The sequence below is a fragment of the Flavobacterium sp. A45 genome (assembly GCF_002001005.1).
Taxonomy (GTDB): domain Bacteria; phylum Bacteroidota; class Bacteroidia; order Flavobacteriales; family Flavobacteriaceae; genus Flavobacterium.
This window is the reverse complement of record NZ_MUNX01000081.1, coordinates 20,849-27,548: the sequence shown is the minus strand read 5'-3', so window position 1 is coordinate 27,548 and position 6,700 is coordinate 20,849. Positions and strand designations below refer to the sequence as shown.

General features: G+C 32.8%; 8 protein-coding genes. 7 read left to right on the top strand and 1 reads right to left on the bottom strand.

The window, feature by feature from the left end:
* The 6 genes from B0E44_RS18795 to B0E44_RS09720 form a co-directional block, all read left to right on the top strand.
* Nucleotides 1–1,002 (top strand): hypothetical protein (locus tag B0E44_RS18795; RefSeq protein WP_165688785.1); only part of this gene is annotated, 1,002 nt, incomplete at its 5' end.
* A 16-nt stretch (nt 1,003–1,018) separates the two neighbouring features.
* Complete coding sequence (gene hemW, locus B0E44_RS09740) at nt 1,019–2,155, top strand: radical SAM family heme chaperone HemW (protein ID WP_077373724.1); 1,137 nt, start codon at nt 1,019–1,021, stop codon at nt 2,153–2,155.
* A gap of 80 nt (nt 2,156–2,235) precedes the next feature.
* Complete coding sequence (locus B0E44_RS09735; RefSeq protein ID WP_077373721.1) at nt 2,236–3,015, top strand: cyclase family protein; 780 nt, start codon at nt 2,236–2,238, stop codon at nt 3,013–3,015.
* A 21-nt stretch (nt 3,016–3,036) separates the two neighbouring features.
* Nucleotides 3,037–3,441 carry a GNAT family N-acetyltransferase gene (locus B0E44_RS09730; protein ID WP_077373718.1) on the top strand — a complete coding sequence of 135 codons (405 nt, stop codon included), beginning with the start codon at nt 3,037–3,039 and terminating at the stop codon, nt 3,439–3,441.
* A complete protein-coding gene (locus B0E44_RS09725; protein ID WP_077373715.1) occupies nt 3,438–3,806 on the top strand; it encodes an MmcQ/YjbR family DNA-binding protein in 369 nt (122 codons plus the stop codon). Before B0E44_RS09730 ends, B0E44_RS09725 begins: the two co-directional genes overlap by 4 nt.
* 108 nt (nt 3,807–3,914) lie before the next feature.
* Complete coding sequence (locus B0E44_RS09720; RefSeq protein WP_077373712.1) at nt 3,915–4,610, top strand: PH domain-containing protein; 696 nt, start codon at nt 3,915–3,917, stop codon at nt 4,608–4,610.
* Between the two features lie 57 nt (nt 4,611–4,667).
* Here B0E44_RS09720 and B0E44_RS09715 read toward each other — a convergent pair whose 3' ends face one another.
* On the bottom strand, nt 4,668–5,513 hold the full coding sequence (locus B0E44_RS09715) for an AraC family transcriptional regulator (RefSeq protein ID WP_077373709.1): 846 nt from the start codon (nt 5,511–5,513) through the stop codon (nt 4,668–4,670).
* 171 nt (nt 5,514–5,684) lie between these two features.
* Between B0E44_RS09715 and B0E44_RS09710 the strand changes: the two genes are divergently transcribed.
* Nucleotides 5,685–6,596, top strand: coding sequence for a dihydrodipicolinate synthase family protein (locus tag B0E44_RS09710; protein ID WP_077373706.1), 912 nt, complete (start codon nt 5,685–5,687; stop codon nt 6,594–6,596).
* Nucleotides 6,597–6,700: the final 104 nt, after the last annotated feature.

The window sequence follows — 6,700 nt, the reverse complement described above, 5'->3', positions numbered from 1 at the left end:
AGTAATGTGAGTGATATTATAAATTCACTATTTCCTATTAACCATAAAGAAAGCACTCTTTTTAATACTAAACTTGATTCCGATTTATTAGAAAAAGAATTAAGAATAAATTCGGTAGAGCATTTTGATAAATATTTTTCATATCACACTGTTAGAAAGATTTCGGCGACAAAGATCAATAAGATTGAGAAGCTTGTTAAAGAACAAGATTCCAAAGAATTAGCTTTATTAATTACGAGTTTGTTTTCAGATGAAAGTCAACATTATAAGGTTCTTTACAGAATCGAAACTTTGATAAAAAATATAGAAGAAATCCATGAGCGCAATTTCTTTTATGAATTTTTATTCGAAAATTTTGAATTAGTTCCTGATTCAAAAAAAGACATGTATGGCCTTGATTATCGAATAAGATTGATTGAATTAACAGCGTCAATTCTAAATAAAGATCTTGAAAATGACAATGAAAAGATCTCTTTACAATTAGCTGAAAATCTCGATATTTATCAGTTATGCCATTTTACTAGAAAATTCAAAGACGATAAATTGTATAAAAAGCAATTTGAGAAATCTATTGCGATAAAAGCTCAAGAATTTGAAATTGAAAACCCTTTTTATAAAGACCCTGTAAACAGTCCTAATAAAATGATTATGCATTATTGGAAATTAGGTAATGGAGCTGAATTTAATAAATACATAGAAAAAACAATAATAAATGAGAAAAACATCAAGCTTTTAATTAGAAACTTCCCCACTTTCTGGAACAACTCTTATTTCGGAGCACTGGAACAAGAAAATTATGAATACATGAAAAAGCTGATAGATGTTGATTTTATTTATAAAAAAATATCTGAATTTAATCCTGAATTACTTAAAAGTGTTGATTTTGGCACTTATGAATTTTCGTCAGTTGATGAATGTACTATTGAGGAAAATCTAGAACAATTTATTTATTGGTATAAAAAAGATAAAGATAGTATGAAGTATTTTTTATCGAAACAATAGATTCAATTTTTTTATTATGTCAGGAATCTACATACACATACCCTTCTGCAAGCAGGCTTGTCATTACTGCGATTTTCATTTTTCGACTTCAATGAAGAAGAAAGAAGAGATGGTTTTTGCTATTGCCAAAGAATTGCAAATGCGTAAAAGTGAATTTAAAGATGAAATTGTCGAAACAATTTACTTCGGTGGAGGAACTCCTTCGGTTTTGACAACAGCAGAAATTGAATTTTTAATTTCTGAAGTATATAAAAATTATACCGTTGCTGAAAATCCCGAAATCACCCTCGAAGCCAATCCGGATGATTTATCGAGCGAACGAATAATCGAATTGGCGAAAAGTCCAATTAACAGGCTGTCCATCGGAATCCAATCTTTTTTTGAAGATGATTTGGTGATGATGAATCGAGCGCATAATTCGGCGGAAGCCAAAAAATGCTTGGAAGAAGCGACACAATATTTTGATAATATTTCACTGGATTTGATTTATGGAATTCCGGGAATGAGCAATGAGAAATGGAAACAAAATATAGAAATGGCTTTGTCTTTTGGAATCCCGCATATTTCAAGTTATGCATTAACAGTGGAACCCAAAACGGCTTTGAACAAACTCATTCAAACCGGAAAAATTGCCAAACCCAATGACGAATCAGCGCAAGAACACTTTGCGATTTTGGTTAAAACTTTGGAAGCGAATAATTTTATCCACTATGAATTGTCCAATTTTGGTAAAGCCAATTATTTTTCAAAGAACAATTCGGCTTATTGGTTGGGGAAAAAATACTTGGGAATCGGCCCGTCTGCACATAGTTATGACGGTGTTTCCCGAAGTTGGAATGTTTCGAATAATTCACTTTATTTAAAATCCATCCAAGAAGAAAACCTGCCGAATGAAATTGAAATATTATCTATTACCGACCGTTACAATGAATATATTATGACAGGTTTGAGAACTATTTGGGGGGTTTCTTTGGATAGAATAGAAACGGAATTTGGAAGGGAATATTTAAATTATTTGCAGAAGCAAGCTCAGAAATTTATAAATGATGATTTGCTTTTTATTGATAATGGTATTTTGAAACCAACCCAAAAAGGAAAATTCTTGACGGATGGAATTGCAAGTGATTTGTTTTATTTAAATTTGGAAGTCTAACCACAAAGGCGCAAAGAAGTCACTAAGTTCACTAAGCTTTGTGTGCTTCGTGCCTTCTTAGTGAACTTAGTGTTTGAACTATGAAAACAACAATCCAACATAATAATCAGACTATTGAAGTTGACTTGTCAAAACCCATTGATATTTCGATTCCATTAACCAATACAGACGAGAATCCAATTGCTTGGTATATAGAAAAACCAGTAATTGAACCCGTTGTTTTTGGCGATTGGATTGGCAAAGTTTCGGAAGGGAAGTCATCAACCAATTTCAATAATATCTTCTTCAATCCGCACGGACACGGGACACATACAGAATGTCTGGGACATATTACAAGAGAGTTTTACAGCATTAATCAATCGTTGAAGCAATTTTTCTTTTTGGCCGAATTGGTTTCAGTTGTACCCGAAATTCAAGGTGACGATTTGGTAATAACCAGAAATCAGATTAAAAAAGCGTTGGACAATAAAACTCCAGAAGCCATAATCATACGAACATTACCCAATTTCAAAATAAAAAAATCACTGAAATATTCGAATACCAATCCGCCTTATGTGGCAGAAGACGCAGCGCTTTTCATTCGCGAAAGCGGGATCAAACATTTATTGATTGATTTGCCGAGCGTGGACAAAGAACATGATGAAGGAAAATTGTTGGCTCACAAAGCATTTTGGAAAGTGAAAGATGTCCATAATCTAAATGCCGATGCACGATTGGACTGCACTATCACCGAAATGATTTTTGTTGCCAATGAAGTCGAAGATGGAAGTTATTTGTTGAATCTGCAAATCGCTTCTTTCGAAAATGATGCGAGTCCGAGTAAACCCATTTTATATAAGCCTATAAGCGTTGAAGAATAAATCGAATTAAAATATAAAGCTATGATTGCCGTTTCTACAGATAAACAAAAGTTGGATATTCCTTTTATCCAACATTTTTTGAAGGATATTTATTGGGCGGCTGGAAGAACCATTGAAGAAGTTCAAAAAACAATAGACAGCTCGGTTTGTTTTGGAATATATTTGGATGATGTACAAATTGGTTTTGGGAGAGTCATTACCGATTATGTCGTTTTTGCTTATATGATGGATGTTTTTATAGCCGAAGAACACAGAGGAAAAGGATATTCTTCTGTTTTGATTTCGGCGATGATGGAAGAACCTTCGTTGAAAGAAGTAAAAATATGGAGATTGGCGACAAGGGATGCTCATTTTTTGTATGAGAAATTTGGTTTCAAAGAATTGGCATTTCCCGAACGAATGATGGAAAAAATAAAAGAAATATGAACCTAGAAAACTATTACGAATATTGCCTTTCCAAAAAAGGAGTTACCGAACATTTTCCGTTTGATGAAGATACTTTGGTCTTCAAAGTGGGCGGTAAAATGTTTGCTTTGTCCTCTTTATTGCAATGGGAAAAAGGAGCTCCCTCCGTGAATCTTAAGTGTGACCCAGAACGAGCACAGGAGTTGCGAGCCGAATACGATGCAATTCAGCCTGGATTTCACATGAGTAAAATACATTGGAACACGATTGCCGTAAATCAAGATGTTCCCGATGCTTTGCTGAAAGAATTGATAGATCATTCGTATGACTTGGTTTTTAAAAGTTTAACCAAGAAAATTCAAATGGAAATTATCGACCAGAGGTAAAATATTTACCGAGCAGTCGAAGCAATTAGAAAAATAGACATTACTTTTGTGCAACAATTAAAAAACTTAGCAACTCGGTTACTCTGTAACTCAGCAACTTTATAAAAAATGAAAGATCAAATTAAAAAGTTTTTAAACGAAGAACAAGATCCAAAAGCGATTGAGAAAGTCACTTCAAAATTGCAGGATATCTTAATGAAAAACGAAGAAGTAGGGTATATTGCTGTGCAAAAAAAACCTGCATTGACAGTACTTCCGGACAGTATAGTAGTTACGACTAAAAGAATCATCATTTGTCAACCTAAGAATTTAGGTTTGTCTATGAATTTTATTGATTACACTTGGGATGATATTGAAGGGACTTTTGTAAAAGAAAATATTTTAGGGTCTGAATTTTCTTTTTCTACCAAAACAGAGATGCAGGTTTCAATTGATTATATTCCTAAAATTCAAGCTCGTAAAATATTTACGTATGCCAAAGAACAATTGGATATTTTAAAAAATGGTGCAGTACAATCAGTAATCACTGAAGAAATTGCTCCGACATTAATTCATGAATCAGAATTGATTGAAGAAATGGAAACAGAAGAAGTGACTGATTTTGCAGAAATAATGCCTGTGGTTTCTAATTATGCAGAGCCTATTGCAGAGAATACAAATGCTTCAACTGAGAAAAAGACAAGCGAATTGACACAAGACGAGCTTTTTGCGAAGCTTCAAAACTATAAAAAACTCCTTGATAACGGTTTGATTTTACAAGGTGAATATGATGCTTTCAAGAAAGAGATTTTGAGTTATATGTAGTAAATCACAAGTATCAAAAAGACAAAACCCGACAAATTAATTAATTGTCGGGTTTTTTTATGTGTTTAATTTTCGATACTGTAAAGGAGAGCTGTTCTTGATTTCTTTGAATTTCCTGTTGAAATTGGAAATGTTGTTAAACCCACATAATTCGGCTATTTCCAATACGGAAAGCTCATTTTTCTTAGATAATAATTTTCCGGCGTGTTCAATTCTGATTTCTATTAGAAACTGAAAAAAAGACTTATTGGTTCTCACTCTAAAATAACGACAAAAAGCGTTTTTTGTCATATTGGCTATCGAAGCAATTTCTTCAAGAGAAATGTTTTTTTGATAATTGTTCATCACATATTCGAAGACATTTTGCATTCTTTTTCCCTCATTATCCGTTATTTTTTTTTCATATATATAGGAGGAAAGTGGTGTTTTATCAGCTTGATTAAGATTTTTTATAGTTTCTAAAAATATAATAAAACGATCAAGTTCATTTTCTGTTTTGTTTTTTTTGAAACATTTGATAATTTTTTTTGGACAGTCCTTAATAATAAATCCGTTTTTGCAGTTTTCAAAAAAGGGTTGAATGGTTTTGAATGTTGGTAATTCAAAAAAATCTTTCCCAAAAGAGTTATTGGTAAAAAAAAGTGAAATCATTACGGATGATTCTTCGGAGTTGGTGTCACTTCGAAACACATGTGGTAAGTTGCTGCCAATGACCAGAATGTCTCCTTTTTGATATTGAGTTATAGTGTCTCCTACTAATAGTGTTCCTTCTCCCTTTTCAATATAACTTATCTGTGTCTCTTCATGCTGATGTAGTTTGTTATAAAACATAAGCTCTCTATCTTCTTGATAAATAATAGATTCGGCGCCTGTTTTTGTAATTTTAAAAGGAAAAACTTTCATAGTATATGAATTTAAACCAAATGTATATATTATTGAAAAAATGCGCAAATATTACTCTTCTATTTTTGTATTAATTATATAATGGATAATATAGTATTATTTTGTGATAATTTATTAAAAGATTTTTCTGTGTCTTGCAGGTAATTTTGTCTAAACAAAAATTTAGCAATTATGAGTGTTCAATGGAATGGTGTAATGCCGGCAGTTACAACAAAATTCACTGCAGACGATAAATTAGACTTCAATATGTTTGAGGTAAATGTAAAAGCCCAACTGGAAGCGGGCGTAAGTGGAATCATTCTGGGAGGAACTCTTGGGGAAGCCAGCACATTATTAGAAGAAGAAAAACGTGAACTCGTAAGAGGTACCGTAGGGATTGTTAAAGGTTCGGTTCCAATTATAATGAATATAGCTGAACAAACCACTCGCGGAGCTATTGAAGCTGCAAATAAAGCCGAACAAGATGGAGCCAAAGGATTGATGATGTTGCCTCCAATGCGTTATATGGCTACTGATCATGAAACAGTAACATACTTTTCTGAGGTGGCAAAAAGTACTTCTTTGCCAATTATGGTTTATAATAATCCGGTAGATTATAAAATTGAAGTGACGCTGGATATGTTTGAAGAATTATTAAAATTTGACACTATTCAAGCAGTGAAAGAGTCTACAAGAGATATTTCAAATGTGACCAGAATTATCAATCGTTTTGGAGATCGTTTAAAGATTTTATCAGGTGTTGATACATTGGCATTAGAGAGTTTATTGATGGGATCTCATGGTTGGGTTTCGGGATTGGTAGATGCTTTTCCGAAAGAAACTGTCGCAATTTATAAATTGGCTAAAGAAGGAAGAATTGATGAAGCATTAAAAATTTATCGCTGGTTTCTGCCTCTTTTAGAATTAGATATCAACGCACAATTGGTTCAAAATATTAAATTGGCGGAAGTGGCTACCGGTTTGGGAACAGAATATGTTCGTGCACCTAGATTACCTCTTCAAGGAGCAGAAAGAGAAAGAGTATTGGCAATTATCAGTGAAGGATTGAGAACAAGACCTACTCTTCCTGATTTTGAAAATTAATTGTTTTTAATTGGTTTTTTAGTTTGGTTAAGGTCGATTCAGAGATAGGTTTTTATAAATCTGTCTCTTGATTCGACTATTTTGATTTTTTGACAAATAATGGT